The organism is Pseudomonas reinekei, assembly GCF_001945365.1.
Classification (GTDB): domain Bacteria; phylum Pseudomonadota; class Gammaproteobacteria; order Pseudomonadales; family Pseudomonadaceae; genus Aquipseudomonas; species Aquipseudomonas reinekei.
The window spans coordinates 21,358-45,415 of the sequence record NZ_MSTQ01000030.1 but is presented as its reverse complement, the minus strand read 5'-3'; the positions used below and the strand labels follow the sequence as shown (position 1 = coordinate 45,415).

Annotated in this window: 18 protein-coding genes and 3 pseudogenes; 15 read left to right on the top strand and 6 right to left on the bottom strand. The window is 59.8% G+C overall.

Annotated elements, in window-relative coordinates; translation table 11 throughout:
- Positions 1–127: 127 nt before the first annotated feature.
- Positions 128–811 (top strand): annotated as a pseudogene (locus BVK86_RS28135) (RHS repeat domain-containing protein); the annotation flags it as partial.
- Between the two features lie 50 nt (positions 812–861).
- Here the strand turns inward: BVK86_RS28135 and BVK86_RS28130 are convergent.
- Both BVK86_RS28130 and BVK86_RS28125 read right to left on the bottom strand, forming a co-directional pair.
- Positions 862–1,494: a response regulator gene (locus BVK86_RS28130; RefSeq protein WP_075949495.1), complete on the bottom strand. Its 633-nt coding sequence runs from the start codon at positions 1,492–1,494 to the stop codon at positions 862–864.
- Between the two features lie 30 nt (positions 1,495–1,524).
- A complete protein-coding gene (locus tag BVK86_RS28125) occupies positions 1,525–2,892 on the bottom strand; it encodes a cache domain-containing protein (RefSeq protein WP_075949494.1) in 1,368 nt (455 codons plus the stop codon).
- 288 nt (positions 2,893–3,180) lie between these two features.
- Here BVK86_RS28125 and BVK86_RS28120 point away from each other — a divergent pair, with 288 nt between their 5' ends.
- A complete protein-coding gene (locus tag BVK86_RS28120) occupies positions 3,181–5,238 on the top strand; it encodes a carbon starvation CstA family protein (RefSeq protein WP_075949493.1) in 2,058 nt (685 codons plus the stop codon).
- Between the two features lie 2 nt (positions 5,239–5,240).
- Positions 5,241–5,438, top strand: coding sequence for a YbdD/YjiX family protein (locus BVK86_RS28115; RefSeq protein ID WP_034150399.1), 198 nt, complete (start codon positions 5,241–5,243; stop codon positions 5,436–5,438).
- Between the two features lie 65 nt (positions 5,439–5,503).
- Here BVK86_RS28115 and BVK86_RS28110 read toward each other — a convergent pair whose 3' ends face one another.
- The gene (locus BVK86_RS28110; protein ID WP_075949492.1) at positions 5,504–5,701 is read right to left on the bottom strand and encodes a hypothetical protein; all 198 of its coding nucleotides are present in this window, start codon (positions 5,699–5,701) and stop codon (positions 5,504–5,506) included.
- 242 nt (positions 5,702–5,943) lie between these two features.
- On the opposite strand from BVK86_RS28110, the gene BVK86_RS28105 reads away from it, so the two are divergent.
- A complete protein-coding gene (locus BVK86_RS28105) occupies positions 5,944–7,002 on the top strand; it encodes a GGDEF domain-containing protein (protein WP_173668855.1) in 1,059 nt (352 codons plus the stop codon).
- A gap of 36 nt (positions 7,003–7,038) precedes the next feature.
- Here BVK86_RS28105 and BVK86_RS28100 read toward each other — a convergent pair whose 3' ends face one another.
- Positions 7,039–8,604: an aldehyde dehydrogenase (NADP(+)) gene (locus tag BVK86_RS28100; RefSeq protein ID WP_075949490.1), complete on the bottom strand. Its 1,566-nt coding sequence runs from the start codon at positions 8,602–8,604 to the stop codon at positions 7,039–7,041.
- A gap of 7 nt (positions 8,605–8,611) precedes the next feature.
- Complete coding sequence (locus BVK86_RS28095; RefSeq protein ID WP_075949489.1) at positions 8,612–9,235, bottom strand: cysteine hydrolase family protein; 624 nt, start codon at positions 9,233–9,235, stop codon at positions 8,612–8,614.
- Between the two features lie 99 nt (positions 9,236–9,334).
- Between BVK86_RS28095 and BVK86_RS28090 the strand changes: the two genes are divergently transcribed.
- The 4 genes and pseudogenes from BVK86_RS28090 to BVK86_RS30650 all read left to right on the top strand — a co-directional run.
- Positions 9,335–9,862 carry a winged helix-turn-helix transcriptional regulator gene (locus tag BVK86_RS28090; protein WP_075949488.1) on the top strand — a complete coding sequence of 176 codons (528 nt, stop codon included), beginning with the start codon at positions 9,335–9,337 and terminating at the stop codon, positions 9,860–9,862.
- Positions 9,863–10,009: 147 nt separating this feature from the next.
- Positions 10,010–10,336: a hypothetical protein gene (locus BVK86_RS28085; RefSeq protein WP_075949487.1), complete on the top strand. Its 327-nt coding sequence runs from the start codon at positions 10,010–10,012 to the stop codon at positions 10,334–10,336.
- Between the two features lie 247 nt (positions 10,337–10,583).
- A pseudogene (locus BVK86_RS30655) lies at positions 10,584–11,711 on the top strand (cache domain-containing protein); the annotation flags it as partial.
- A 324-nt stretch (positions 11,712–12,035) separates the two neighbouring features.
- Positions 12,036–12,572 (top strand): annotated as a pseudogene (locus BVK86_RS30650) (methyl-accepting chemotaxis protein); the annotation flags it as partial.
- A gap of 49 nt (positions 12,573–12,621) precedes the next feature.
- On the opposite strand, the gene BVK86_RS28075 reads toward BVK86_RS30650, so the two are convergent.
- Entirely contained in the window at positions 12,622–13,620 is a 999-nt protein-coding gene (locus BVK86_RS28075) for a LacI family DNA-binding transcriptional regulator (protein ID WP_075949485.1), read from the bottom strand.
- A 188-nt stretch (positions 13,621–13,808) separates the two neighbouring features.
- On the opposite strand from BVK86_RS28075, the gene BVK86_RS28070 reads away from it, so the two are divergent.
- From BVK86_RS28070 to BVK86_RS28040, 7 genes are all read left to right on the top strand, one after another.
- Complete coding sequence (locus tag BVK86_RS28070) at positions 13,809–14,975, top strand: Gfo/Idh/MocA family protein (RefSeq protein WP_075949484.1); 1,167 nt, start codon at positions 13,809–13,811, stop codon at positions 14,973–14,975.
- Positions 14,972–16,072: a sugar phosphate isomerase/epimerase family protein gene (locus tag BVK86_RS28065; RefSeq protein ID WP_075949483.1), complete on the top strand. Its 1,101-nt coding sequence runs from the start codon at positions 14,972–14,974 to the stop codon at positions 16,070–16,072. The genes BVK86_RS28070 and BVK86_RS28065 overlap by 4 nt, the downstream gene beginning before the upstream one ends.
- Positions 16,073–16,118: 46 nt before the next feature.
- On the top strand, positions 16,119–17,354 hold the full coding sequence (locus tag BVK86_RS28060; RefSeq protein WP_075949482.1) for a nucleoside permease: 1,236 nt from the start codon (positions 16,119–16,121) through the stop codon (positions 17,352–17,354).
- 119 nt (positions 17,355–17,473) lie between these two features.
- Entirely contained in the window at positions 17,474–19,678 is a 2,205-nt protein-coding gene (locus BVK86_RS28055; RefSeq protein ID WP_075949481.1) for an OsmC domain/YcaO domain-containing protein, read from the top strand.
- Between the two features lie 489 nt (positions 19,679–20,167).
- On the top strand, positions 20,168–21,418 hold the full coding sequence (locus tag BVK86_RS28050; protein ID WP_075949480.1) for an OprD family outer membrane porin: 1,251 nt from the start codon (positions 20,168–20,170) through the stop codon (positions 21,416–21,418).
- Between the two features lie 147 nt (positions 21,419–21,565).
- Positions 21,566–22,924: a spinster family MFS transporter gene (locus BVK86_RS28045; RefSeq protein ID WP_075949479.1), complete on the top strand. Its 1,359-nt coding sequence runs from the start codon at positions 21,566–21,568 to the stop codon at positions 22,922–22,924.
- A gap of 85 nt (positions 22,925–23,009) precedes the next feature.
- Positions 23,010–23,984, top strand: coding sequence for an AraC family transcriptional regulator (locus BVK86_RS28040; protein WP_075949478.1), 975 nt, complete (start codon positions 23,010–23,012; stop codon positions 23,982–23,984).
- Positions 23,985–24,058 lie beyond the last annotated feature (74 nt).

Genomic DNA, 24,058 nt, shown 5'->3' with positions numbered 1-24,058 from the left:
TGAGCGCCTGCCACAGGCAACCTCGGTTGAAGATTACGAAGCCTTGCTGCCGTGGAACTGCTCGCCCGCATCGCTTAGCTAAGCGCGCCGCCTATTTTTGAACAGGTGGGGTTTATGGAGCGCTTACCACCAACTCAACCTCGACGGACAGTTGATCAGCGACATCGAGCGCGACGACCTGCACCGCGAAGTCCTGCGCACCCAAGGCGCACTCACCAGCTGCTTCGGCTACGACGCCATGGGCCGCAAGAGCTGGCAGTTCGCCTCGCGCCTGCCAGCGGAAAAACTCTCAAAAGTTCACAACCCTGGCATCCAGCCCGACCTGCTGGTGGAGCACGCCTACAACCCGATCCACCGCCGTCACCAGTACGACCCGGCCGGCGAGTTGACCCGCACCCTCGACAAACTGCGCGGCGAGATCAAGTACGAGTACGAAGCCAACGGCCAGTTGCACAGCCGCGACACCGGCAAGCTTGTCGACAGCGAAGAATTCCGCTACGACGCTGCAGCGAACCGGCTGAATTTCAACACCAGCCAGTTTGACCACGTCAAAGACAACCGCCTCAAACGCTGGCGGGATCAGGAATATGCCTACGATGCGTGGGGCAACCTGATCGAAAAACGCAGTGGCATGGGCAAACTGCAGACGTTTGTTTATGACTGCGAAAACCGCTTGGTCCGGGCCGAGACGTTGGTCAACGGCAAGCTGGAAAGCAGTGGTTTTTATCGATACGACAGCCTGGGACGGCGGGTCGGTAAGCAGTCCGTTGTTAATGGCGTGATCGAGCAGAAACACTTCTTGTGGCAAGGCCAGTCGATTTCGATGCCTCGAGCAAGCCGGCTCCTGCGGGGTTCTTTGGGTTAGCGAGAAATAAGCCCGTGATCCAGGGCGTATTTGACCAGCGCCGCTGGCTTGTCGATGTTGAGTTTGCGGCGAATGCTCAGGCGATGGGTTTCCACGGTGCGCACGCTGATGTCCAGTTCCCGGGCCATTTCCTTGTTGTTCAGGCCCTGGGCCATTTTCGCCAACACCTGGCTTTCCCGCGGTGTGAGTTCGTTGTCAGTGTTCCTGTCGGCGATCAATCGTTGGGCGATTTCGGCGCTGTAGAAGGTTCCGCCGCTGGTGATGGCTTCGATGGCCGCGATGATTTCCCGTGAGGGGGCGTTCTTCAATACGTAGCCGCTGGCGCCGGAACGCACCGACTCACTGACGTATTCGTAATTGTCGTACATGCTCAGCATCAGCACCTTGAGCGACGGGTACTGACTGCGCAACACGCGGGTCAACTCCAGGCCGTTCATGTCCGGCAGGCTGATGTCCACCAGCAGCAGGTCCGGCTTACAGCGCCCAACCATCTCGATGGCCTGTGCGCCGTTTTCCGCTTCGCCGACCATTTCCAGTGGCGACATGACGGCCAGCAGCGCCTTGATGCCATCGCGGACCAGGGAGTGATCGTCGACCAGGGCAACGCGGATCGGGGAGGGCAGGTTCATGCAAGGCTTCGCTCTTGTTATTCAGGGGTATCAGCGTTGGCGGGTGGGCAGTTGCATCGGAAGCAGAACATCCAGCTCGCTGCGTCCCGCCATCGAAATCAGTTCGAAGCGGCCACCAAAATGCTCGACACGTTCGCGGATATTGCGTAGGCCGATGCCGGCGTGACGCCGTTCGACCTGGGCGACGTTGAAACCCACACCGTCGTCGACCACGGTCAGCCGCACGGATTGTTCACAGCCGCGCAGGGTAATGGAAACGTTTTTTGCCCCGGCATGACGTTCGATGTTGGTCAGGCCTTCCTGCACGATGCGGAACAACGCAACAGCGGCGCCATCCACCAGCTGACAGTCGAACTCATTGTCGTCATAGGTCACCGTGAGTCCGCTGCGCTGTTCGAATTCCGCGGCCAATTGGCCGATTGCCGCCGACAGGCCAAGGGTGTCGAGCAAGGATGAGCGCAGGTCGTGAGAAAGGCTGCGCACCTCGCCAATCGCTTCGCCCAGCCGTTCGGTGGCGTCTCTTAACGTGCTCAGGCCTTTGTCGTGAGCCTGACCGTTTTCCAGCAGATGGCTGGCCAGTTCGAACTGAAACTTGATCGAGACCAGCACCTGGCTGATGCCGTCATGCAGCTCGCGGGATACCCGTGAGCGTTCTTCCTCCTGGAGGCTGACGATACGCTGGGTCAGGCGCTGCAGTTTTTTGTCCGCCAGACGGTGCTCACTGACGTTGAGGGTCATGCCAGTGGCGAACACGAACAGCACCGCGACGAGGGCGACCACGGCAATCGCCATCATGGTCTTGCGGATGCCCATCGCCACTTCGTCTCGGGCCTGTTGGGTGGCGCGCTCGACGTCTTCGAGGTAGATGCCGGTGCCGAGCATCCAGCCCCAGCGATCGAGCATCACCACGTAGGCCAGCTTGTCGGTCACTTGACCGGAGGACGGTTTGTTCCAGGCATAGCGTTGAAAGCCTTCACCCGACTGCGCGCTTTTGAGCAAGGCCTGGATCACCGGAAGGCCATGAGGGTCTTTCATGTCCCAGAGGTATTTGCCCACCAGTTCCGACTGCCGCGCGTGCATCAAGCTGCGGCCCTCGTGGTCGTACACGAAGAAGTAGCCGTTGATACCGAAACTGAGTTTGCGCAGCTCTTCGAGCACTTTTTGCTGGGCGTGGACGTCACCGTGACCGTCGTCGTAAAGCGGCTCGATCAGGCTTTGCGCCATTTCGACGTAGTTTTTCAGTTCCGCGCGTTTGCTCGCCAGAATGCTGTCTTCGATCAACTGAGCCTGCTGATCACCGAGTTGGCGATTCAGGGAAATCACCAGCGCGCAGATGACGGCAATGGCCAGCACCAGCGGCAGAATCCCGAGGGCGACGATCTTGTGTTTGAGCTGCATCTCTAATCCTGGCGGGGCCGGGGAGGGCGAAGGCTCGGCATCATATGCCAAAGCGAGGGTGGGCCAGTAGCGCGGCTGGACGGAATGACCGGTGAGCGGGATGCCATGGGGTTGAAAGACCAACCCTGTGGGATCCATCCCGTCTACGTAGAACTACGTAGAGAGCGCGTACGTAGTAACGCGGATTTATTTGTGGACGGCATGCGCGGATATTGGGCCAGCTCCGCACAGCGGACACAATTATAAAAATTACCGCCGCAGTCACGAGCTGTCGGCAGGAGACCCTCTATGCCCCGTCTGGCTAAACACCTCGGCTGGTTTGCCGTGGCTGTCCTGGGAGCGATTGCGCTGAGTGTCGTGGCCTTGCGCCGCGGCGAAGCGATCAACGCCCTGTGGATCGTCGTCGCAGCTGTTGCCATCTACCTTGTTGCCTACCGCTATTACAGCCTGTTCATCGCCAATAAAGTGATGCAGCTGGATCCCAATCGCGCCACTCCCGCTGTACTCAATAATGATGGTCTGGACTATGTTCCGACCAACAAACACGTGCTTTTTGGTCACCACTTTGCGGCCATTGCCGGTGCCGGACCACTGGTGGGCCCGGTTCTGGCGGCGCAAATGGGCTATCTGCCCGGCACGCTGTGGCTGATCGCCGGCGTGGTGCTGGCCGGTGCCGTTCAGGACTTCATGGTCCTGTTCATGTCCACCCGCCGCAACGGTCGCTCTTTGGGCGACATGGTCCGCGAAGAAATGGGCCGCATTCCCGGCACCATCGCGCTGTTTGGCTGCTTCCTGATCATGATCATCATCCTTGCGGTGCTGGCGTTGATCGTGGTCAAAGCCCTGGCTGAAAGCCCGTGGGGCATGTTCACCGTCATGGCGACTATCCCGATCGCGATGTTCATGGGCATCTACATGCGCTACATCCGTCCAGGCCGTATCGGTGAAATTTCCGTCATCGGCGTATTGCTGCTGCTGGGTTCGATCTGGTTGGGCGGGCAGATTGCTGCCGATCCAGTGTGGGCCAAGGCGTTCAGCTTCACCGGTGTGCAAATTACCTGGATGCTGATCGGCTACGGGTTTGTCGCTGCGGTTCTGCCGGTGTGGCTGATCCTGGCACCGCGAGACTACCTCTCGACGTTTCTGAAAATCGGCACCATCGTCGCCCTGGCCATCGGTATTCTGGTGACCATGCCTGAGCTGAGAATGCCGGCGCTGACCCAGTTCGTCGACGGCACCGGACCGGTATGGAAGGGCGGTCTGTTCCCGTTCCTGTTCATCACCATCGCCTGTGGCGCGGTCTCCGGTTTCCACTCGCTGATTGCTTCCGGCACCACGCCGAAGTTGCTGGCCAGTGAAGGTCATGCCCGCTACATCGGTTACGGCGGCATGCTGATGGAGTCGTTCGTGGCGATCATGGCCATGGTGGCTGCCTCGGTGATCGATCCGGGTGTGTACTTCGCCATGAACAGTCCGGCCGCCGTCGTCGGTGCCGATGCTGTTACCGTCGCGCAAACCGTCAGCAGCTGGGGCTTTGCAATCACCCCGGAAGCGCTGCAAGCGGTCGCCCATGACATCGGTGAAACCACCATCCTGGCCCGTGCCGGTGGTGCGCCGACCCTGGCAGTCGGTATCGCGCAGATCCTGCACAGCGTGCTGCCGGGTGAAAACACCATGGCGTTCTGGTACCACTTCGCGATCCTGTTTGAAGCGCTGTTCATCCTCACCGCAGTCGACGCTGGTACCCGTGCCGGTCGTTTCATGCTGCAGGATTTGCTTGGTTCGTTCGTACCGGCGTTGAAACGCACCGAATCCTGGACCGCCAACCTGGTGGCAACCGCTGGTTGCGTGGCGATGTGGGGTTATCTGTTGTACCAAGGCGTGATCGATCCGCTGGGTGGCATCAACACCCTGTGGCCGCTGTTCGGTATCTCTAACCAGATGCTGGCCGGTATCGCGCTGATGCTCGGCACCGTCGTGCTGATCAAGATGAAACGCCAGCGTTATGTCTGGGTGACGTTGCTGCCGGCTGTTTGGCTGCTGATCTGCACCACCACCGCAGGCTTCATTAAGCTGTTCGACGCCAATCCGGCAATCGGCTTCCTGGCCCTGGCCAAGAAGTACAGCGATGCGCTGGCCAATGGTCAGGTGCTGGCCCCGGCGAAGAGCGTTGACCAGATGCAGCACGTGATCTTCAACGCTTACACCAATGCAACGCTGACCGCTTTGTTCCTGTTCGTGGTGTTCAGCATCCTGTTCTTTGCCCTCAAAGTCGGCATCGCCGCCTGGGGCACCAAGGAACGCACGGATAAAGAAGCGCCCTACCAAGCGCTGCCGGATGCCTGATCATGTTCAATGACCTGAGTCGACTCGGCAAATACCTCGGTCAGGCCGCACGCCTGATGGTGGGCATGCCCGATTACGACAACTACGTCGAGCACATGCAGACCAAACATCCGGACAAGCCGCTGATGGACTACGAGGCGTTCTTTCGTGAACGCCAGGAGGCCCGTTACGGCAGCAAGGCTGGACCGAAGTGTTGTTGAGTGAATAAAAAAAACCGGCCCTGAACAGGCCGGTTTTTTATGCGCGATGTTGTAAAACTGTCGAATCACGCCGCAAGGCGATCCGAGTCATCATCACTGTGCGAACGCTGAGCCTCAACCTTGCATTCGCGAGGCGTGGAGTCTCGCCGTTGTGCTTGCAGTGCACGATCAGCCAGTTTGGCGTTGTGAATCAGGCGACACAGCACGGCGGCAGTGGCGATGGACAACAGTGGCCAGTAAATGAACAGCGCTTTCAGGGACATGGCGTTTTCTCACGCTGCCGACGTTTTTCGTGACCGCCGAATCTTTACGGCAGTGGTGTAGTGTCATTGTGACATCTTTTTATGACAAATAATGTTGATTGTTGTGCTTGAGCATGAAAATTCTGTAGGAATTGCCATTTGCCCATGACTTCCCAAACCAAAGCGGGATAGCCGTTTGTCGGGGGTATCGGTATGCTCTGCGCGTCGTCTGAATGCCATCGATTAATAACTACAGTGATGCCATGAGCCAATCAGAATCGCGTGCGAATGTTCTAGCGCTGTATCCGGAAGACTCCCGCGAGGCAGCGGCTTTGCTCAAGCAAGCCGTCCCCTTGATGGTTCGCCATAACATTCCACCCAATCCTGTGCATTACGCGCTCTGGTACACCTACAGCAAAGGTCAGGATCCGGAGCTCAACCGGCACCTGGACAGGGTTCTCCGCGACTTCGACGGTTGCCCTCCGGAATCCGCGTCCCGGCTGTTTCGCGAATACATCATTCGTGACGAACTCGAAGACGTTCGCGCCGGGCAGCAACAGGTCTTCAGTCTGGTTGATGGCATGGAGCGCGACGTTTCGCGCAGTGTGATGGGCAGCCAGAACTTCCAGAACCGCTTGGGCCAGTGCCTGGAAATGCTCGACGAACCGGCCAGTGACCGCTTGCCGGGCATTCTCAATGAGCTGCAGCAAAGTACCCGCGTTATGCAGAGCCAGCAGGAACACTTCCTCGGCCAGTTGCAGTCGGCGCAAAACGAAATCAAGACCCTGCGCGACAAGCTGGAGCGCGCCCAACGGGCGGCGACCCTCGATGGGCTGACCGAACTGCTCAACCGCACGGCGTTTACGCGTTTGCTGGAGCAAGCGCTGGGCAATGCCTCCCGGGGCGTGGCGCTGGTCATGCTCGACATCGACCATTTCAAGCAATTCAACGATCAGTACGGCCACCCCTTGGGCGACCGCGTTTTGCAGCATGTCGGGCAGGTGTTGCGCGCCGCGCTGCCCGCCAATGCGTTCGCCGGACGTTACGGCGGCGAGGAGTTCTGCGTCGTGCTGGAAGGCTGCGCCGATCTGGCCGGCGCCCGTGCCTTCGCCGAGCAACTGCGCCTGAAAGTGCAATCGTTGCGGATCAAGGCGCGCGGCACCGATACCGTGCTGGATACCATCACCGCGTCTTTTGGTGTCGCCTTCGCTGAGCCCGGTGAAAGTCTGGAAAGCCTGGTGACCCGCGCCGATGACGGACTGTATGAAGCCAAGCGCAACGGTCGCAATCAGGTGCATGGCATGCACATACGCCCGGCGTAACCCTGCGGTTGCGTTGCGCCGGATTTCTGTATGGGCTTACTGACCGTCCACGCTGCGCGGCACTCCGAAAGGGTTGCTGTCACGCAAGACCTCCGGCAACAACGCATCAGGGAAGCCCTGATAGGACAACGGACGCAAAAAGCGTTCGATCGACGTCATGCCCACTGAGGTGAAGCGGCTGTCTGACGATGCCGGAAACGGTCCGCCGTGAATGGTCGCGTATGACACTTCCTGCGGATGGGCAAACGCGTTGACCACGATCCGTCCGGTCCGCCGTTCCAGAATCGGCAGTAATCGGCGGGCCAGCTCAAAATCGTCCTCTTCCAGATGCATGGCCGCGCTCAATTGACCGCGCAGTGCACGAGCCACCGCGAGCATTTGCGCTTGATCCGTTACCTTCACCAGCAGCGCTGCCGGACCGAAGACTTCGTGTGCCAGGGCCGCTTCGCTGAGGAAGCGTTCGCCGTCCACTTCCAGCAAGGCTGACTGGCCGTCCAGGTCCGCCACCGCTGCCGAGCCTTCAACCACCGATCGGGCGCCAGCGCTTTGCAGTTGGTCCAGACCGTTGAGGTAGGACGCGTGAATGCCCGGCGTCAACATAGGACGCGCTGGTGCATCTGCCACACGTTTGATCATGGCCGCGCGCATCGCATCGAAGCCGTCGCCCTCGATTGCAATCAGGATCGCCGGCTTGAGGCAGGCTTGGCCGACGTTGACCAACATGCGTTCGATGAATCCGTCACCGATCTGCGCGCCGCGAGCAGTCATTGCCCGGGGCAGAATGAATGTCGGGTTGACGCTGGTCATCTCGGTAAATACCGGGATCGGCTCAGGTCGCCGTTGAGCGCGGCGATACAGCGCCATGCCGCCCTGTTCGGAACCGGTGAACGTCACGGCCTTGATCAGCGGATGGTCAACCAACGCCTCGCCGATGGCATTGCCGCCGCCCCGCACCATGGAGAACACGCCTTCAGGCAATCCGCTGTCCTGCACGGCTTTGCGAATGGCCTTTGCCTGAATCTCCGAAGCGCCAGGGTGGGCGTTGTGCGCTTTGACGATCACCGTCGCGCCGGCCGCCAGTGCCGAGGCGGTATCGCCACCGGCCACCGAGTAACTGATGGGGAAGTTGCTCGCGCCGAAAATGGCCACCGGGCCGAGGGCGATTTTCTGCAAGCGGTGATCCATGCGCGGTCGTGGCTGGCGATCGGGCTGGGCTGGATCGATGGCCAGTTGCAGGAAGCGGCCTTTGCGCACCACTTCGGCAAATTGACGGAACTGGGTCGCGGCCTTCGCCGCTTCGCCCTGAAGTTGCGCCTCGGGCAGGCCGGTTTCCAGCGCGGCCCGTGCTGCCAAGGGCAGGGCGACTGCATCGAGGTTATCGGCGATGCGCTCGAGGAAGGCCGCCCGTTCAGTCAGCGAGGTATGGCTGTACTGATCGAACGCTTCATCGGCGAGGTTCACCGCCATGTCCACTTCCACCACGCCACCGAAGGCGAAGTCCGGCTCGATGAGTTGATTGGTCGAGGGATTAAGCGCTTTCATGGTCCCGGCACTGGCGGGGACTTCGTTGGCGCCGATTAACAGGTTTCCGGTCAGTTTCATTTTCAGCTCACGACTTGAGGGTGGCGATCAATTGCTCGGTCGTCACAATCGAATGGGCGTACGTCGGACCGTTGAGTTCATGGGCGGCGTGCATCATTTCCGGCTTGAAAGCGGCGGTGGCGTCGCGCACCAGGGTGACGTGGTAGCCGAGTTCCTGTGCGTAACGGGCAGTGGCTTCAATGCAAGTGTTGGCGAGCAAGCCGACGATGATCACGTGGGTAATGCCTTGCTGCTTGAGCCGGAAATCCAGGTCGGTATTGGCAAAGCCGCTGGAACCCCAATGCTCCTGAACGATGATGTCGCCGTCCTGCGGCGCAAAGTCTGGATGCCATTCGCCGCCCCATTCGCCACGTGCGAAGTGATGCATGTGCTGGATCTTGCATTGGGTGGGGCTGGGGTGATCCCAGTTTTCGTAGTCGCCTTGTTCCCAGCGACGGTGCGGTACGATGACCACCTGGATGTCGAGGGCACGGACGGTGCGGTCGAGGCTGCGCAGGTTATCGAGCAGGCCGACCTGGTTGGCGATGGGTTCGAGCAGGGGGAAGATCTTGCCGCCTTCGGACAGGAAGTCGTTGTAGGGATCGACCAGCAGGTAAGCGGTCCGATCAAGCGGGTAGGCTGCGTTGGACATGACTGATTCTCCAGGGATTTAGACTGACCCATGCCATGGGATTGCCTTGGCATGGTGTTAATATGATAATCATAGTAACCAGGAAAGAGGCAAGCCCGTATGGCGGTAAAGAAGAATAGTCCTGAAACGTTGTGCCCGATTGCGCGGGCCGAGGACATCGTCGGCGATCGCTGGACCGTGCTGGTTTTACGCGAATTGTTCATGCGCAATCATCGTTATGACGAGATTCAGGCGCAGACGGGCGGCACCCCGCAAATGGTCGCGGCGCGCCTTAAAAGCCTGGAGGCTGACGGCATGGTCGAGCGCCGCGCCTACAGCGAAAGGCCCCCGCGCTACGAGTATCACCTCAGCGCCAAGGGTGAGGCGTTTTACTCGGTGGTATTAGCGTTGCGCGCCTGGGGTGAGACGTGGTGCAAATCCGCGGATGAAGGCCTGGCCGTGCGTTACACCCACAAGACCTGCGGCCAGCCTGCAGGGCTGGGGCCGTTGTGCGGACATTGCGGTGAGTTGCTGAGCCGCGAAACGTTGATCAGCGAACCTGAACCAGCTTACGTCGAAGAGCGCGCGACACGGCGCGAAGCCTTCAAGGGCAAGCGCGGGGCGGTGGCCGACAAGCTCGAACAGTGAGACCCCGCCGCAGGCTTCGGATCATCGATGTGTTAACGCCAACTATTCGTTCCAGTAATAGTGACCATCACCCATCACAAGTTCTGTTGCTGGCGGCAAACAAGGAAAATCGCGCCCATCTGAAACGCTTCTACCGGAACCGGCGCGATGAAAAAATTGACTCGACTGGCGCTTTTCGCACCCTTGCTTTTAGTAGGTTGTGCCTCAACGCCAAACGACCCGACGCTGACCTTGCAGACGAAAAAAGCGCCTGAGGATTACGCTCAGTGTGTGTTGCCAAAACTGCATGAAGGCGCGCTACACGCCACCGTCTCGGAAACCTCGCGCAGCTATCGGATTGTGGTTTCGAGCAAGGTCGCGGCCAACGATGTTCTGGAGGCGTACAAGGGCAAGGTGTTCCTGTATGAACGTACCTTGCTGGCGTCGACTTTCGGCCCATCGCGGCTCGAACGCGCTGCACAGGAATGCCTTTAAGCAACCGTCTACCCCGCCTGTTTCCTTCGCATTGACACGTTTGTGATGAACGTGTCGAGGCTATTTATCGCCTCGGTTTTTCTTCGCCGTTTTTAATATTGATCAAGTGTTCAATTGTGTTGCGTCGGAGGTGTTTGCCTCGATATAGTGGCAAAATAATATCAACTATAAATTACCTGCCAGCAGGGCTGCGGCACCCTCGTTTTTGCGTGGTCTGTTTGCTGGTTGACGAATCGCTCATTCGAGAATGTTCATGTCTAATCGCTCTCTGCACTTCAAACTGTTCTGGACGGCGCTGATTGGTACCGTTGTCGTCATGGCACTGCTGCTGGGCTCCATCGCTTACATCGCCTATGGCTCATCCGTAAAAGAAACGTTTGCCCTGGTCGATACCATCGTCAAGGCCAACGCCAAAGAAGTTGAAGTTGAACTGGGTGTCGGTTTTACCGTGGCCGAATCCCTGGCCAGTGTCGCCATCGCGATGCAGCAACAGCAGGTCGACCGCAAAACCGCCGATGCAATGACTCGCCAGTTGTTTGAAGCCAATCCCAAGCTGTTGGGGCTGGGCCAATACTGGGAACCGAACGCGTTCGACGGCAAGGACAGTGAGTTTGCCAACCAGCCGAATCACGACGCCACGGGCCGCTACCTGACCTACTGGAACCGTGCCAGTGGCAGCGTGAAGTCCGAGGTATTGAGCGGTTACGTGCCGGAAAATGCTGACAACCAGTATTACTACCGACCGCTGCGTTCACGCCAGCCGTGGGCCTCCGAACCCTATGCCTACGGCATCGGCAGCGGACAGAAAGTGATGTTGGTGTCGATCATGGTGCCGCTGTTGCAAGGGGGCAAAGCGATGGGTGTGGCCGGGGTCGATATCCCACTTGAAAGCATCACCCGCCAGCTCTCGACCATCGATGCCTACAAAGGCTATGGCGCGCTGATTTCCAGCGACGGCCTGTACGCCAGCCATCCCGATGCCAAGCGTTTGAGTCAGCCTGCCGACGAGTTGCCAGCAGCCGCCAAAGACGCGATCAAGGCCGGCCGGTCTTACAGCTTCGAGCACGATGGCTGGGGCTATGTGCTGCAACCGGTGCACATCGGCAAGTCGCCAAACAACTGGGCCCTGATGGTCGCTTATCCGCTGGCCGAAGCCATGGCCGGGATCAATCAATTTCTTTACACCGCGGTCATCATTGGCCTGGTGGCCTTGCTGTTGCTGGCCATCGTGCTGTGGCATTTGCTGGCGTGGCAGATTCGTCCGCTGTCGGGGCTCACGGTCGGTATCCAGGCCTGGGGTGGAGAACTGGGGCTGCGTTTCGAACAGCGCAGCGGCGATGAAACCGGAAAACTGGCCGGGGCGTTCAACCAATTCATTCAGCGTCTGGGGAATCTTGTGGGCTCGATTCGACAGAGCAGCACGGCACTGATGCAGATCTCCAATCACCTGGGCGATACCACGCAAGCGGTGGCCGAACGTGCGACGTCGCAACACACGGCCACCGAAGAAATGGCCAGCGGCGTCACGGCGCTGGCGCACTCTGTGACCGAGATGTCCCAGCAAGCCGAGGATGTGGAACAACTGGCGCGCAACACCGAAGCATTGACCACCCACATTTCCGGCGACATGAGCCAGACCCTGGCCGGCATCACCCACATCGACCAGACCATGGACGTGGTGGCGGGCGCGGTGGGCGATCTGGAAAAACGTTCGCAACAGATCGCCGGGATCATTGCGGTGATCCGCAGCATCGCCGATCAGACCAATCTGCTGGCCCTCAACGCCGCGATCGAAGCGGCGCGGGCAGGTGAGCAGGGCCGAGGGTTCGCCGTCGTGGCGGACGAAGTGCGGCAACTGGCGGAACGTACCAGCCGCTCGACCGGTGAAATCGGCGAGATGATCGGCGCCATCGGTTCGGACGTGCGCAACACCGTGGCCAACGTGCAGCAGGTCGGCGAAGCGGTACGCCAGGGCGTGGTGCAGCTGACCACGTCTGCCCAGGGCGTGGATCAGATTCGCCAACATGCCCAGGATATCCTCGCGCGCATCAGCGAAGTGGCGCGCCAGACTCAAAGCCAGGCTGCAACCGGGGAGCAATTGTCGGTAGCGATCCAGGGCGTCAGCCGAATCTCCGAGCAAAACGACCAGGCGATTCGCAGCCTGCTCGATCAGTCCCAGCAACTGCGCGACCAGGCCGGTTCCTTGAACCAGCAACTGACGCAATTCCGCGACTGACACACAAATCCCCCTGCAGGCGTCAGCAAGCCGGCGCCTGCAGGGTGGGTTATTTGAGTGCGGCCGTGCTCTGGCGCAACGTCAGCTCGAACGGCAACACCACATGCCGCTGCGCCAACGGCTTCTTCTCGATCAGCGCGATCAACATTTCCACGGCTTTCTGGCCGAACATTTCGGCCGGTTGCGCGATGGTCGTCAGCGGCGGGTCGCAATAGGCCGCGAACGGGATATCGTCGAACCCCACCAGCGACACATCCTGCGGAACGCGCAGCCCCTGTTGCTTGAGGTGCTTGAGCGCGCCGATGGCCATCTCATCGTTTTCGCAAAACAGTGCAGTGGGACGATCAGGCAGTTTAAGCATCGCTGCCGCGCCGTCATATCCGGCCTTGAGGCTGAAATCACCGTGACAGATCAATTCCGGGTCGCAGGCAATGCCGGCGTGCTGCAACGCATCCTGATATCCCGCCACGCGATCGCGGGTCAGAGGGCTGCTTTTCGGGCCTTTGATCAGGCCGATGCGGCGGTGACCGAGTCCGATCAAGTGTTCGGTCATGGCCTTGGCCGCGGCGCGGTTGTCGAGGCTGATGGTCGGATGGCGACCGCCCTGAATGACTTCGCAGGCGTTGACGATGGGCGGCAGCTCGGCGCTGGGGAAGGGTGTCTGGAACGGGTCGTAGGCGCGTAACTGGATCACGCCGTCGGCTTGATGGTTGTACACCAGCTCGGCGAACTCCCGTTCGATTTCCTCGCGACCCTGGGTGTCGCACAGCAATAAACGATAGTTAGCCACCTGCGCGGCCTGTTGCGCCCCGCTGATGACCCGGGCGAAAAAAGTGTTAGCGATGGCCGGCACCAGAATCACCAGGTTGCCGGTCCGGCGCGAGCGAAACTGCACCGCCATCAGGTTCGGTCGATAACCGGCCTGTTCCACGGCGGCGTTGACCTTGTCCCGGGTTTCGGGGAGCACACGCTCGGGCGACTTCAATGTTCGGGACACCGTGGCCACCGAGACACCGGCCAGCCGGGCCACTTCGCGGATATTGGACAAGACCACCTCGTTTTCAAACAGCGCGGCCAGCGAGCTTACCGCAGGTCGGCCATGGGCTGAAATGTTCGTGGACGCTAAACCGGGGTTTGACACGTCACCCAACAGCGCCTAAATTTCCGCCACGATGTAACCGGTTACATCATGACTGGATTACTACCTGACATCCGCATCAATCAGGGAGCAAGTGAATGAACGCTGCCGTGCCAAAAATAAGAATGGGATTTGTCGGAGGCGGTGAAGGGGCCTTTATTGCCAAGGCTCATCGTCAGGCCGCCGGGCTCGATGGGCGCTTTGAACTGGTGTGCGGTGCGTTCAGCCGTGATGCCGAAAACAACCAAAACACCGGCGCGGCACTGGGCCTGTCGGCATCACGCTGTTACAGCGACTGGCGGCAGATGATCGAATCCGAGCGCGCCTTGCCCGCTGGGCAGCGCATGGAACTGGTGGTCATCGTCACCCCCAATCACCTGCACGCACCGGTGGCCAGCCAGGCACTGAGTGCAGGGTTTCACGTGTTCAGCGAAAAACCTGCGGCGTTGAATCTGGCCGAACTGCTGGCGCTCAAGGACGTCGTCTCTCGCAGCAATCGTCTCTATGGCCTGGCCCACACTTACCTGGGCTATCCGATGGTCTGGCAAGCGCGGGAGATGGTGCGCAGCGGGGTGATCGGTGCGGTGCGCAAGGTGATTGTCGAGTACCCCCAAGGCTGGCTGAGCCAGGACGTGGCCGCGCAGGGCAACAAGCAGGCTGCCTGGCGTGATCTGCCGGAGCAGTCCGGGGTGGGCGGATGCATCGGTGATATCGGCACCCATGCCTTTTCCCTGGCCGAGTTTGTCGCCGACCAACCCATCCAGCACCTGTGCGCGATGCTGGGCGTGCACATCGAAGGCCGGCAGTTGGACGATGACGCCTCGATGCTGTTCAAGATGGCCGATGGCGCCAGTGGTGTGCTGATCGCCAGCCAAGTCTGCGCGGGTGAAGAGAACCCGCTGAAAATCCGGGTCTACGGCGACAAGGGCGGCCTGGAATGGCGGCAGGAAGAACCCGCCAGCCTGGTCCATCGCGCTTTCGATCAGCCGTTGCGCATCCTGCGTTCCGGCGTCGGCCAGCCATGGTTGTGCGAAGCCGCCAGTCAGCGCATGCGCCTGCCCGCCGGGCATCCCGAGGGGTATCTCGAAGCCATGGCCAATCTTTACGGCGATTTTGCCAGTGCGATTCGTGGCGAGGTGACCGGCCACGATGCCCCCGGCGTACCCGGCATCAACATCGGTTTGCGTGGCATGGCGTTCATCGAAACCGTCATCGCCAACCATCGCGGCGACAGCAAATGGACCGAACTGGTCTGCACCCCATGACCCTGGAGACTTCCGTGACCACTCCCTCCGAAATCTCATCCGGGCTGCGCGGCCCGGGTATTTTCCTTGCGCAGTTCATGTCCGCCGAGGCCCCGTTCGATACCTTGGCCAACATCGCCCAATGGGCGGCCTCCCAGGGTTACAAGGGCATCCAGTTGCCGACGTCGGGAACGCAGTTCATCGACCTCGCACGCGCCGCCGACAGCCAGAGCTACTGCGACGAATTGAAAGCGGTATGCGCCGCGGCGGGAGTCGAGATCAGTGAATTGTCGACCCACCTGCAAGGCCAACTGGTGGCGGTGCACCCGGCGTTCGACACGCTGTTCGATGATTTCGCGCCGGAGCATCTGCGCGGCCAGCCTGAGGCGCGCACCGCGTGGGCCATCGAGCAGTTGAAACTGGCTGCACGCGCGAGTCAGCGCCTGGGCTTGAAGGCGCACGCGACGTTTTCCGGCGCATTGCTCTGGCCGTACGTGTACCCGTGGCCGCAGCGTCCGGCCGGTCTGGTCGAACAAGGTTTTGCCGAACTGGCCAAGCGCTGGTTGCCGATCCTCGACTGCTTCGAGGCCGCGGGTGTCGACCTGTGCTACGAGATTCACCCCGGCGAAGACCTGCATGACGGCGCTTCGTTCGAGCGTTTTCTCGAGGCGGTCAATCACCATCCCCGCGCCGCGATCCTTTACGACCCGAGCCATCTGTTGTTGCAGCAAATGGATTATCTGGGGTTCATCGACCGCTACCACGACCGCATCCGTATGTTCCACGTCAAGGACGCCGAGTTCCGCCCCGATGCCCGATCCGGTGTCTACGGCGGTTATCAAGGCTGGGTCGAGCGGCCGGGGCGTTTCCGCTCGTTGGGCGACGGCCAGATCGATTTCAAATCGATCTTCAGCAAACTGACCCAATACGACTTTTCCGGTTGGGCCGTGCTCGAGTGGGAATGCTGCCTGAAAGATTCCGCGCAGGGTGCCGCGCAAGGTGCGGCGTTCATCGAGCGACACATGATCACCAGGACGCGCAAGGCCTTCGACGATTTCGCCGGTGTGTCTGCTGATGAACGTTTCAACCGGCGATTGCTGGGGTTGCCCGACGCCTGATGCGGGTCCCTTGCGGCTAAAAAACAACAATAAGACGGTGACTGTGATGACTTTGATGAATGCGCGACTCAGCGCAATGATGTTCCTGCAGTTCTTTATCTGGGGTGGCTGGTTCGTCACCCTCGGTACGTTCCTTGCCAGCAATCTGGGCGCCACGGGCGGGCAGATCGGCATGGCGTTTTCGACCCAGTCCTGGGGTGCGATCATCGCGCCCTTTGTGATTGGGCTGATTGCCGACCGTTTCTTCAATGCCGAGCGCATCCTCGCGGTGCTGCATCTGATCGGCGCGGTGTTGCTGTTTCAGCTGTACCGCGCGCCGGACTTCAGCACGTTTTACCCGTATGTGCTGGCCTACATGATGATCTACATGCCGACCCTGGCCCTGGTGAACTCGGTCGCATTCCGCCAAATGAGCGACCCGGCGCTGGAGTTTTCGCGCATACGCGTGTGGGGCACGATCGGCTGGATCGTGGCCGGTGTGGTGATCAGTTTTGTGTTCGCCTGGGATTCGCAAGCGGCGATTTCTGCTGGCGGCTTGCGCAATACGTTCCTGATGTCGGCCATCGCCTCGCTGCTGTTGGGGCTCTACAGCTTCACCTTGCCACGCACTGCGCCCTTGAAGCCGGAAGCGGGGCGTGGCGGGCTCAAGCAAATGCTCGGGCTGGACGCGCTGGGTCTGCTCAAGGATCGCAGCTATCTGGTGTTCTTCATTGCCTCGATTCTGATCTGCATTCCACTGGCTTTTTACTACCAGAATGCCAACCCGTTCCTCGCGGAAATCGGCGTGACCAACCCCACGGCGAAGATGGCCATCGGGCAAGTCTCCGAAGTGCTGTTCATGCTGCTTCTGCCGCTGTTCATTCATCGCTTTGGCATCAAGCTTGCGCTGTTGGTGGGCATGTTGGCGTGGGCCCTGCGCTACCTGTTGTTTGCCTACGGCAATAACGGCGACCTGGCCTTCATGCTGTTCACCGGCATCGCTTTGCACGGCATCTGCTACGACTTCTTCTTCGTCTCGGGCCAGATCTACACCGACGCCAAAGCCTCGGAACGATTCAGAAGTTCAGCCCAGGGCTTGATCACGTTGGCCACTTACGGCCTGGGCATGCTGATCGGTTTCTGGGTGGCGGGGCAGGTGACCGATCACTATGCGACCACCGCAGGCAGCCACGACTGGAAGCACATCTGGCTGTTCCCGGCAGGTTTTGCCCTGGCGATCTTTGTCTGTTTCTCCCTGGCGTTCAAGGGCCGCGAGGCGGCGGTGATGCAAACGTCGGGTTGATGCCCCTCGCCGCAGCGCTTTCGCAACGCGCTGCGGCCATTACCGAAAAGCACAAGACTTGCGGCGGAAAAGCCGGATAATGGCCGCCATTCGTTTAGCTCGTATTCTGGTAATCCCGCATGGAAATCAAGGTCAATTTTCTCGACAACCTTCGACTTGAAGCCAAGTTCGATGACTTCACCGTGGTGGCCGATCAACCCATCCGCTACAAGGGCGATGGATCGGCACCGGGTCCATTCGACTACTTCCTGGCTTCGTCGGCGTTGTGTGCGGCTTACTTTGTGAAGTTGTACTGCCAGACCCGCAACATTCCCACCGACAATATCCGTCTGTCGCAGAACAACATCGTTGACCCGGAAAACCGCTACAACCAGATTTTCAAAATTCAGGTCGAGTTGCCGGCGGATATCTCCGACAAGGACCGCCAGGGCATTCTGCGTTCCATCGACCGTTGCACGGTGAAGAAGGTGGTGCAGGCCGGGCCTGAGTTCGTGATCGAAGAGGTGGACAACCTCGACGCCGATGCCCAGGCATTGTTGATGCCTGCTTCGATGTCAGAGGCGGGCACCTACATCGCCGGCAAGGATCTGCCGCTGGAGCAAACCATCGCCAACATGTCGGGCATTCTCGCCGGCCTGGGCATGAAGATTGAAATCGCTTCGTGGCGCAACATCGTTCCCAATGTGTGGTCGCTGCACATCCGCGATGCGCACTCGCCGATGTGTTTCACCAATGGCAAGGGCGCCACCAAAGAAAGCGCGCTGGCGTCGGCACTGGGCGAATTCATCGAACGCTTGAACTGCAATTTCTTCTACAACGATCAGTTCTGGGGTGAGGAGCTCGCCAACGCGGCGTTCGTGCATTACCCGGACGAGCGCTGGTTCCAGCCTGGTCCGAAGGATGAGCTGCCGACCGAAATCCTCGATGACTATTGCCTGAAAATTTACAACCGCGATGGCGAGTTGTGTGGCTCGCACCTGTACGACACCAACTCGGGCAATGAAGAACGCGGCATCGTTTCGCTGCCGTTTGTGCGCCAGTCGGACGGCGAGGTGGTGTACTTCCCGTCCAACCTGATCGAAAACCTGTTCCTGAGCAACGGCATGAGTGCCGGCAACACCCTGGCCGAAGCGCAGGTGCAGTGCCTGTCGGAGATCTTCGAGCGCGCGGTGAAACGCGAAATCATCGAAGGCGAGTTTGCCCTGCCGGATGTGCCGGCCGACGTGCTGGCAAAGTATCCGGGGATCCTCGCCGGGATTCAGGCGCTGGAGGAGCAAGGCTTCCCGGTGTTGGTCAAGGATGCGTCCCTGGGTGGCGAATTCCCGGTGATGTGCGTCACCTTGATGAACCCGCGCACCGGCGGCGTGTTCGCCTCGTTTGGCGCCCACCCGAGCCTGGAAGTGGCGCTGGAACGCAGCCTTACAGAGCTGCTCCAGGGCCGCAGCTTCGAAGGCCTGAACGATCTGCCTCAACCGACGTTTGAAGGGCACGCGGTGACCGAGCCGAACAACTTCGTCGAGCACTTCATCGACTCCAGCGGTGTGGTGTCGTGGCGCTTCTTCAGTGCCAGCTCCGACTACGAATTCGTCGAGTGGGACTTCTCCGGTCAGGGTGAAAACTCCAATGCCGAGGAAGCCGCGACCCTGTTCGGCATTCTCGAAAACATGGGCAAGGAAGCGTACATGGCGGTGTATGAACACATCGGTGCCACCGCCTGCCGCATTCTGGTGCCGGACTATTCGGAGATCTATCCGGTCGACGATCTGATTTGGGATAACACCAACAAAGCCCTGTTTTTCCGCGCTGACATTCTGAACCTGCACAGCCTGGACAAGGCCGGCCTGAAAGCACTGGTCAAGCGCCTGGAAGACAGCGAACTGGATGACTACACCGACATCACCACGCTGATCGGCATCGAATTCGACGACAACACCGCTTGGGGTCAGTTGACGATTCTGGAGTTGAAGCTGCTGATTTATCTCGCCCTGCAAAAATTTGAAGAGGCGAAAGAGGCGGTGGAGATGTTCCTGCAGTACAACGACAACACCGTCGAACGCGGCTTGTTCTACCAGGCGGTGAATGTGCTGCTGGAGATGAAGCTGGACGAAGACCTGGTGCTGGAAGACTACGAAGCCAACTTCCGCCGGATGTTCGGCAACGAGCGGATGGACGCCGCCATCGGTTCGGTCGAGGGCGCGGTGCGCTTCTACGGGTTGACGCCTACCAGCATGAAGCTCGAGGGGCTCGACCGACACCAGCGCCTGATCGACAGCTACAAAAAGCTGCACGCGGCGCGGGCCAATGTAACGTCTGTCTCCCGTTAATCGCACTGATGACAAAAGCACCTTCGGGTGCTTTTGTCGTTTTTGACAAGCCGCAACCCGACGCGCTCGGTCACCCTTTTTTTGCCTCGACCGGGGTCATTGCCTCGCTTGCAACACGCTGATTCCAGCACTTGCCACCCGCCCTCGTGACGTTCCGCTCCCGGTTCGACTAAGGGAAACCTTTACCTGCCTTGGCGTTTTCCCCCCTTCGGATGCTGTTCGTCTTAATACCGGCGCGGCGTCTACTGACTTACCTTGCGTAGACAAGAGGCGTGTCGTCGCCACGGATTGTTCCATGCAATCCGTCTGGCGGTTTACCCCATAACAACAAGAGGCCTTGGTAATGCGCGATTCAAACGTCCCCTGCATCTCCCCTGCTTTGCGCCGGAAAGTGGCATGTATCTGCCCCTCAAGTTCCCGGCGACTTTTAGTTTGACACTGCTCCTATAAATACAGTGCCCAGAGCACATACAGATGTGGAGATGTTAGATGCATCATGTAAAGCAATCTTGCCGCGGGCTGGGTATGGCCGGCGTGCTGGGGATGATCTGTTCGCCTTTGGCGGCACAGGCCGATGTCATTGATGACAGTCACTTCAAAGTGGATACCCGTAACTTCTACTTGCACCGTAACTACACCAATACCAATGCACCGGATTCCGAAGTGCACAGTTGGTCCCAGGGTTTCGATGCGCAATTCACCTCCGGCTACACCGACACGGCGTTGGCCATCGGCCTGGATGTCGATGCGCAATACGCCCTGCGCCTGGATTCGTCGGGCAACGACGGTTCGCTGCCGTACAGCGTGAGCGATCAGCAGACAGCCGATGATTACAGCCGCGCCGGTGCCACTTTGAAGATGCGTTACAGCAAGACCGAGTTGAAGGTCGGTGATCTTCGCCCGCAATTGCCGGTGGCGTTCGATGACCCAAGCCGTCAGCTGGATACCATCTATCAGGGCGCTGTGGTCGAGTCCAGGGAAGTCGACGGATTGACGCTGACCGGGGGCCGTTTCTGGTCGGCCGCGACGCGGGAATCTTCCAATCACGAGAAGCTGTACAAGTTTGGCTCTACCGATAACCTCGACAGTGACGGCCTGGATTTTGGCGGCGCAACCTACGACATCAGCAAAAACCTGCAAGTCAGTTATTTCTACGGCGTGTTGCACGATATTTATCAGCAGCACTATTTCGGCCTGATGCATATGGCTGACCTGGGCAACGGCTACAAACTCAAAACCGACTTGCGCTACTTCAATAACAATGAAGACGGCAATGCCCTAAACGGCGAGGTCGACAACCGCTCCTACGGTGCCTTGTTCAGCTTGCTCAAGGGGGCTCACATGTTTGGCGTCAGTTACCAGCGCATGCTCGGTGACAGCGTGTTCCCGACCATGAATGGCTATATTCCGCAGCCTTACCTGGTGCACTGGTCGTCTCTGGCCTTTGTCCGTCCGGATGAAAAGTCCTGGTCGGCGCGTTACAGCTATGACTTTGCCGGGATGGGCATGCCGGGGCTGAAGTTCTTCACCCGCTACACCAAGGGCACCAACTGGGACCGTGGCGGTAACCTGAGCGACAACGAAGAAAGCGAACGCTTCCTGGGGCTTAATTACGTAGTGCAGAGTGGACCGTTGCAAGGCCTCGGGCTGGACCTGCGCAACATCGATGTAAAACAGAAATTCGGCTACGACTACAACGAATTCCGCGTCGCCACGACCTACACCTGGAAGTTCTGGTAAGCGTGCTGACACCATAACAATAAGAGGCCTGACCATGATCGAACCCATCATCCTTTACATCTGCCCCGCAACTTCCCAGTCGGTGCCCAGTGCACCGTCACCCGGTGCGCTGCGCGCATGAGCGGATTCCAAAAGGAGCAAACACTAGTGAATATCCAGGTCGATAACGCGGTCCTGCAGCAACAGAAGAAGACTTACCTTTACGAGTGGTACGTGGTGGGTCTGTGCATGATCGCGTACATCTTTTCCTTCGTGGATCGGCAGATCCTGGCGCTGATGATCGAACCGATCAAAGCCGACCTGCAGATCAGCGACACCCAGTTCAGCTTGCTGCACGGGCTGGCTTTTTCGTTGTTCTACGCCTTCATGGGCATGCCCATCGCCTATCTGGCCGACCGCTTCTCCCGGCCGAAGATCATCGCCGTCGGCGTGGTGTTCTGGAGCCTGGCGACAGCGGCCTGCGGCCTGAGCAAGAACTTCCTGCACATGTTCCTCGCGCGCATTGGCGTGGGCGTCGGCGAAGCGGCCCTGTCGCCGTCTGCCTACTCGATGTTCAGCGACATGTTCCCCAAGGAAAAACTCGGCCGCGCCGTGGGCATCTACTCGATCGGCTCCTTCGTCGGTGGTGGTCTTGCGTTCCTGGTGGGCGGCTATGTGATCGCGATGCTCAAGGACATGAACACCATCGAGGTGGCGTTTCTCGGTGCGATGAAAGCCTGGCAGCTGGCGTTCTTCATTGTCGGACTGCCCGGCATCGTCGTTGGTTTGCTGATCTGGCTCACCGTGCGTGACCCGGCGCGCAAAGGCCTGCAGGTCGATGCACAGGGGCGGGCGAAGAAGGTCGGGTTGAGCGATGGCTTGCGTTTTCTCGGTCGCCACCGTGCCACCTTTACCTGCCATTACCTGGGCTTTTCGTTTTATGCCATGGCCCTGTTCTGCCTGATGAGCTGGAGCCCGGCGCTGTACATCCGCAAGTTCGGCCTGTCGCCCATGGAGGCGGGCTACATGCTCGGCACCGTGCTGTTGGTGGCCAACACCACCGGCGTGCTGTTCGGTGGCTGGCTCACCGATTATCTGGCCAAAAAAGGTCATCAGGACGCCGCCATGCGCACAGGCGTCATCGGTGCCCTCGGCATGGCGGTTCCGGCCGTGATGTTCTCGCAAGTCGATCAGCTGTGGCTGTCGGTGACGCTGTTGGTGCCGGCGATGTTCTTTGCCTCGTTCCCGATGCCGGCGTCCACGGCGGCGATGCAAATCCTCGCGCCGAATCAGGTGCGCGCCCAGGTCTCGGCGGTGTTCCTGCTGATCAGCAATCTGCTGGGGCTGGGGTTGGGCACCACACTCGTGGCGTTGTTGACCGACCGTTACTTCGGGACGCCAGCGGCGGTGGGCTCTTCGATGTCGCTGGTGATCGCCGGTGCGTCGGCGCTGACCGTGCTGCTACTGTGGCGGGGTTGCCGGCATTTCCGCGAGAGCTATGCGCGGGAATACCCGACGCACGCTTGATCGGGCATAGTCCATGATCGGCGCCTCGGCCTCGCTCCTTTCGAAGGGAGCGGGGCCTTGGCGCTTCAGGCCGGGAGAACCCTTGATGCTGAATGACGTACACCTGCTGGAACGGCACAGTCTGCTGAGCTCGGCCGATTACCGTGAGATCAAGGACAAGGTCAGCCACTACCTGTGTCCACACAGCTTCAACGTGCTGCGTGACGAGCCGATTCACACCCGGCTCAACGGCGTGTTTTTCGGCGATTCGGCGCTGCTCGACTTGCGCTATGGCGCGCCGGTGGAAATCACCATCGGCGACATTGCCGATCAATACCTGTTTCGCATCACCTTGCAGGGGCATTGCGAAGTGGCCCACGGCCGGCGTAGCGCGGCGATGCAGTCGGGCTGCCTGAGCGTTTCCTCGCCCTTCGCGCAAAGCCGCATCGTGACCGATGGGCAATGCCGCAACCTGATCCTGCGTGTCGACCGCGATGCCCTGGAGGCGCAACTGCAACGCCTGTTAGGTCGCAGCCTGCGGCAGTCGGTGATCTTTGATGTCAGCGTCGACCACCTCGGCGCCGGCGTCGTCAGCCTCTATCACACCCTGGACTACATCTGCCGGCTTTACGGCGATGGCGTCGACGGTTCGCGCCTCGCCAGCGGCCTGTCCGAATACCTGATGCAATTGCTGCTCACCCAGTTGCCGCACAACTACTCGGCGGATCTGTTGATCGACTCGCGCGCACCGCTGCCGCATCACGTGAAGAAGGCCCGCGACTACATTGAGGCGCACCTCGACCAACCGATCAGCCTGACGACCTTGAGCGAGCTGTGTGGCGTTTCAGTGCGTACGTTGCAGAACGGCTTCAAGCAATTCCTCCAGCAAGCGCCGGTGGAGTTCATTCGCGACCGGCGCCTGGCGGTGATCCACGAATCGCTGAAGCAGGGCCGGGACGGTGAAACCGTCACCGATATCCTGTTGCGTCACGGCATCAACAGCTTCGGGCATTTTTCCAGCGCCTATCGGCTGCGTTATGGCTGTTTGCCGTCGGACACCCTGCGGCGACAGAAGCACTGAGACGGCTGCGCAATCCGTCACCCGGCTGCGCAATCGGGTGAGTCCGCAGCGGTCCAGCTCGATAGCATCGAGTC

Coding starts and splice junctions, on each gene's coding strand:
- BVK86_RS28055 (WP_075949481.1), top strand. CDS start 17,474: ATGGAAATCAAGGTCAATTTTCTCGACAACCTTCGACTTGAAGCCAAG.
- BVK86_RS28120 (WP_075949493.1), top strand. CDS start 3,181: ATGCCCCGTCTGGCTAAACACCTCGGCTGGTTTGCCGTGGCTGTCCTG.
- BVK86_RS28105 (WP_173668855.1), top strand. CDS start 5,944: ATGAGCCAATCAGAATCGCGTGCGAATGTTCTAGCGCTGTATCCGGAA.
- BVK86_RS28040 (WP_075949478.1), top strand. CDS start 23,010: ATGCTGAATGACGTACACCTGCTGGAACGGCACAGTCTGCTGAGCTCG.
- BVK86_RS28095 (WP_075949489.1), bottom strand. CDS start 9,235: ATGTCCAACGCAGCCTACCCGCTTGATCGGACCGCTTACCTGCTGGTC.
- BVK86_RS28125 (WP_075949494.1), bottom strand. CDS start 2,892: ATGCAGCTCAAACACAAGATCGTCGCCCTCGGGATTCTGCCGCTGGTG.
- BVK86_RS28110 (WP_075949492.1), bottom strand. CDS start 5,701: ATGTCCCTGAAAGCGCTGTTCATTTACTGGCCACTGTTGTCCATCGCC.
- BVK86_RS28085 (WP_075949487.1), top strand. CDS start 10,010: ATGAAAAAATTGACTCGACTGGCGCTTTTCGCACCCTTGCTTTTAGTA.
- BVK86_RS28070 (WP_075949484.1), top strand. CDS start 13,809: ATGAACGCTGCCGTGCCAAAAATAAGAATGGGATTTGTCGGAGGCGGT.
- BVK86_RS28130 (WP_075949495.1), bottom strand. CDS start 1,494: ATGAACCTGCCCTCCCCGATCCGCGTTGCCCTGGTCGACGATCACTCC.
- BVK86_RS28090 (WP_075949488.1), top strand. CDS start 9,335: ATGGCGGTAAAGAAGAATAGTCCTGAAACGTTGTGCCCGATTGCGCGG.
- BVK86_RS28065 (WP_075949483.1), top strand. CDS start 14,972: ATGACCCTGGAGACTTCCGTGACCACTCCCTCCGAAATCTCATCCGGG.
- BVK86_RS28050 (WP_075949480.1), top strand. CDS start 20,168: ATGCATCATGTAAAGCAATCTTGCCGCGGGCTGGGTATGGCCGGCGTG.
- BVK86_RS28100 (WP_075949490.1), bottom strand. CDS start 8,604: ATGAAACTGACCGGAAACCTGTTAATCGGCGCCAACGAAGTCCCCGCC.
- BVK86_RS28115 (WP_034150399.1), top strand. CDS start 5,241: ATGTTCAATGACCTGAGTCGACTCGGCAAATACCTCGGTCAGGCCGCA.
- BVK86_RS28060 (WP_075949482.1), top strand. CDS start 16,119: ATGACTTTGATGAATGCGCGACTCAGCGCAATGATGTTCCTGCAGTTC.